Annotated in this window: 4 protein-coding genes; all 4 read right to left on the reverse strand. The window is 72.9% G+C overall.

Annotation, left to right across the window (positions count from 1 at the left end; all coding sequences use genetic code 11):
* Positions 1-91 precede the first annotated feature (91 nt).
* A complete protein-coding gene (locus OG989_RS26270) occupies positions 92-895 on the reverse strand; it encodes an SGNH/GDSL hydrolase family protein (protein WP_151454649.1) in 804 nt (267 codons plus the stop codon).
* 238 nt (positions 896-1,133) lie between these two features.
* Entirely contained in the window at positions 1,134-2,312 is a 1,179-nt protein-coding gene (locus OG989_RS26275; RefSeq protein ID WP_327028800.1) for a class I SAM-dependent methyltransferase, read from the reverse strand.
* A gap of 35 nt (positions 2,313-2,347) precedes the next feature.
* Positions 2,348-3,154, reverse strand: coding sequence for a thioesterase II family protein (locus tag OG989_RS26280; RefSeq protein WP_327028801.1), 807 nt, complete (start codon positions 3,152-3,154; stop codon positions 2,348-2,350).
* Between the two features lie 25 nt (positions 3,155-3,179).
* Positions 3,180-4,115 (reverse strand): TauD/TfdA family dioxygenase, encoded by a 936-nt coding sequence (locus tag OG989_RS26285; protein WP_327028802.1) that lies wholly within the window; start codon positions 4,113-4,115, stop codon positions 3,180-3,182.
* Between the last annotated feature and the right edge of the window lie 56 nt (positions 4,116-4,171).

Raw genomic sequence — 4,171 nt, forward strand, 5'->3', positions numbered from 1 at the left:
CGCGCGGGCGACCGTGCCCGTCCGCCCGCCCTGGACGCTCCCGGCCCCGAGGGGGGCGGGACCGGGAGCGCCCGGACGGAGAGCGCGTCGGTCAGCCCGCGACGGAGCGGAAGACCGGGTAGTAACCGCCGGACTGGCCGGCCGCGGTCGGGTGGTACGAGATGCCGAGGTTGGCGAAGTTGAGGGCGTGCAGCCACTTCGTGCCGGAGCTGCACAGCTGGTGCCCGACGAACTGCGACCGCACGTCGGCGAACTTGAAGCCGGCGGCGACGGCGGCGGTGCGGGTGAGGTCGTCGACCAGGTTGATACCCTCGTTGATCTTCGCCCGGGAGGTGGCGCTCAGCCCGATGCAGGTGGTGCCGAGCTGGTAGAAGACCGGGTATCCGACGACCACCACCCGGGCCGAGGGCGCCCGGGTCTTGATGCCGTTGTAGACGTTGCGCAGCAGGCCGGGCAGCTGGGCCCGGGCCTTGTCCTGGGCGGCCTGCACGGCGGCCACGCACTGGGTGGTGCCCTGGAGCACGCAGGTGGACATGATGTTGCCGAAGCCGACGTCGTTGCCGCCGATCGTGACGCTGACCAGGGTGGTGGTGGAGCTCAGCGCCGACAGCTGCGTGTTGATCAGGCTGGTGGTGGTGGCACCGGAGCAGGCGACCGAGCGGTACGACGCGGGCTTGATGTTCGCGGCGTACAGGGCCGGGTAGGCGTTGGTGCTGCGCTGGCAGGAACCGCTCTCGCTGGTGTAGCTGCCGGCACCCACGCCCGAGGCGTACGAGTCGCCGAGCGCCACGTAGCGGTCGGCGGGCGCAGCCTGGGCGGGCGCGGACAGGGTGAGGCTGACGCCGAGAGCCGTGGCCAGGCTCAGGGCGAGGGAAACGAGACGGGTTCTCCGCACGTCGCACTCCGGGGGTAGAGGAATCGAGTGCGAGATTGATATCACCGAATATTCGTCCACGAAAGATCTTGCCGGAACATTTAGGGGTGCCGGTAAAGACCTACCGGGTTCCCGTACCGGTACGTGCGCCGGCAGGGGTCGCGCGCGCCCGGACCGGGGTCCCGACCGCACGGTGCCGCGAGTCGCGCGGCCCGGCGGACGCGACCCCGGTCGGGGCGTACGCGGACGGGGTGGAACCTCAGCGGGACGAGCCGCCCCCACCGGTGGCCGTCGCCACGAACATGGTCTGCACCTGCTCGGCGGCGTCGAGCCCGGGCACGGCGTGCGCCCGCACGTCGACGAAGCCGGCCCGGCCCAGGGCGGCGCGCCAGCCCGCCACGTCCAGCAGCGGGGACGCCGGCACCCGCGGCTCGTCCTCCGCGTGCCGCCACCAGCCCTCGGCCAGGCCGAAGGTCAGCGTGTTGTAGTCGAGGCGGCTGGTCATCTCGTTGATCACCAAAATGCCGCCCGGCTTGAGCAGCGCGTGGCAGTGCCGCAGCGCGGCGGAGATCCGCAGGGTGGCGTGCAGGACGTTGCTGGCCAGGACGACGTCCATCGAACCGGGTTCGAAGCCCTGGTCCTCGGGCGCGCCCTCCACGTTGTAGCGGGCGAAGTCGAGGTGCGGCCGGTCGACGCCGAAGCGCTGCCGTCCCAGCCGCAGGAACGCCGGCCCCACGTCGGTGTAGAAGTACCGCAGCCGCTCCGTCCGGTCCGTCAGGGCGTCGAGCACCGGGCCGCTGGTGCCACCGGTCCCCGCGCCCACCTCCATGACGTGGACGTAGGACCGCGGGTAGCGCCGCAGGAACTGCCGGACGTGCTCCCGCACCCGCGCCGCGCAGAGCCGGTTGTAGAAGTCCAGCTGGACGTTGTCCCGGTAGATCGCGGAGACCAGGTCGGCGGAGCCGCCCGGGAAGAGCACCTCGTTCGCCGGCCGGTCGCCCCGCACCACCTCGACGAGCTGCGTCTGGCAGGCGACCAGCAGCGGCACGTATCCGGCGACCTCCGGGTGCTCCCGGCGCAGCGTCGCCGCCGCCGCGTCGACCGCGTCGTCCCCGGCGAACCCGGCCGACTCGGCGACCCGTCCGGTCACGGCGAGCCCGTCGCCCTGCCGACGCAGCAGGCCGGCGTCCGCCAGGAGATCGAGCAGGGCGTCGCCGAGCCGCTGGTAGCCGGGAGCCACCGCGAGCCGGGCCAGGATCTCCTCCCGGCTGGCGACGGCACCGGGGGCGGGCAGGACACCCGCGGCGGCCAACCGGGCCGCCAGCAACCGCCGCCCGAAGTCCGTCACCGCCTCGAAGGAGGTACGGAACCGCGCGTGGCGTTCCTGGTCCACGTCCACGAGCGGCTGCGGCGTCGCCTCGACGTCCGGTGCGGTCACGATGCGCCCTCCAGGTGCGAGTCCGGCGGTGCCGGTCAGATCAGGTGCGCGGCCACGGATGCCGCGGCACGGGGTACGGTCGGCCGGCCGGCGAGCTGCGCGGTCAGGTCCGCGAGCAACTCCGCCCGCGCCGGCACGAGATAGAAGTGGTCGCCGGGGAACGCCCGCAGCCGGAAGCCGCCGGTGGTCAGCTCCGCCCAGGCGGAGACCGACTCCCGGTCGCAGGCCGGATCCCCCGTGCCGAGGTACGCCGTGATCGGCGCGGACACGGTCCGCGGCGCGCGCGGCAGGTAGCCGTGGATCAGCCGCAGGTCGGCCCGGAGCGCCGGTACGACCAGTTCCCGCAGCTTCCGGGAGCGGAAGACCACCGGATCCACCTCGCCGAGCGCGGCGATCCGGACGAGGAACTCCTCGTCGTCGAGGTGGTCGGGATGCTGGTCGATCCGGGTGACGTGCGGCGCCCCGTGCCCCGAGACGAACAGGAACTCCGGCACGACGCCGAACCGCTCCTCCAGCCGGACGGCCACCTCGTAGGCGACCGAGGCGCCCATGCTGTGGCCGAACAGGGCGAGGGGACGGTCCAGGTAACCGGTGAGCGCCTCGGTGACCCGGTCGGCGAGCACGTCCATCCGGTCGACGCACGGCTCGGAGAGCCGGTCCTGCCGGCCCGGGTAGCGGACGGCGAGCACGTCGACGGAGTCCGGCAGCCGCGCCGCCCAGGTCTGGAAGAACCCGGCCGAGCCGCCGGCGTGCGGCAGGCAGACCAACCGCAGATCCGCGTGCGCGCCGCCCCGGAACACCCGCAGCCAGGGATCGCCGCCGCTCGGGCGGGGCAGGGACATCTGGGGCACTTCCCGGTCGCGCCGCTCAGTCCGACATCGCCACCAGCACCCGGCGGTCACCCGTGTACGGGCGCCGGCCGTGCGCGGTGAGCACGTTGTCGATCAGCAGCAGGTCGCCGACCCGCCAGTCGACGTCGACCGCCGCCTCCAGGCCCCGGTCGCGGATCTGGGTGACGTACTCGTCGGGGATCGGGGAGCCGTCGGCGAAGGTCACCGACTGGGGCAGCTCGTCCGGGCCCATCACCTGGGTCATCACCCTGGCGATGTCGTCGTCCAAGCCGGCCGGGTGCCACTGGTCCGCCTGGTTGAACCACACCTCGGCCCCGGTGACCGGGTGCCGCAGCGTGGCCGGCCGGAGCTGGACCACGCGCAGTCCGTCGGCGGTCCACTCCCAGGTGGCGCCGGCGCCGGCAAGGAACTCCTCGACCTCGTCGCGGCTGTCGGTCTCGAACGTCTCCCGCCAGCTCTTGCCCAGCCCCATGCCGTCGTGCAGGTTCTGCTGGTAGCGCAGCCCACCGGCGAAGTCGGCGCGCAGCTGCGGGTCCAGGGAGTCGAGCCACAGCTCGGCGTCGACGACGGGGGTGGCGCCGCCGGTCTCGGCGGCGATCTGGCAGAAGAAGAGCAGCCGGGCCGGCCACTGCGCCGCGTACGACAGCTCGTTGTGCATGGAGATGGTGTACCGGGACGGGTATTCGGTGGACGTGTAGACGTTGCGGCCCACCTTGGTGCGGGGCGAGTTGCCGTGCACGTACGCCAGTCGCCTCGGCAGCAGCAGGTCCATCACCGGGTCCAGGGTCTCCGGCCGCACCCCGAAGCCACGGAAGACGAGCGCCTTCTCGGCCGTGAGCACCTCCGCCAGGTCCAGCTCGCGCAGGTGGTCGACCAGTCCCTCGGCGCTCGGCGCGCAGCCAGCGCTCTCCGGGGTGATCTCCAACGGCTTCCAGCTCGCGTGCTCGTTCATTCCGGGGCTCCTCACCGTCCCAAGCTGTGCGATCCCTCCCAGGCTCTGCCGCTCCG

The organism is Micromonospora sp. NBC_01740 (assembly GCF_035920365.1).
Classification (GTDB): domain Bacteria; phylum Actinomycetota; class Actinomycetes; order Mycobacteriales; family Micromonosporaceae; genus Micromonospora; species Micromonospora reichwaldensis.

Coding starts and splice junctions, on each gene's coding strand:
- OG989_RS26280 (WP_327028801.1), bottom strand. CDS start 3,154: ATGTCCCTGCCCCGCCCGAGCGGCGGCGATCCCTGGCTGCGGGTGTTC.
- OG989_RS26285 (WP_327028802.1), bottom strand. CDS start 4,115: ATGAACGAGCACGCGAGCTGGAAGCCGTTGGAGATCACCCCGGAGAGC.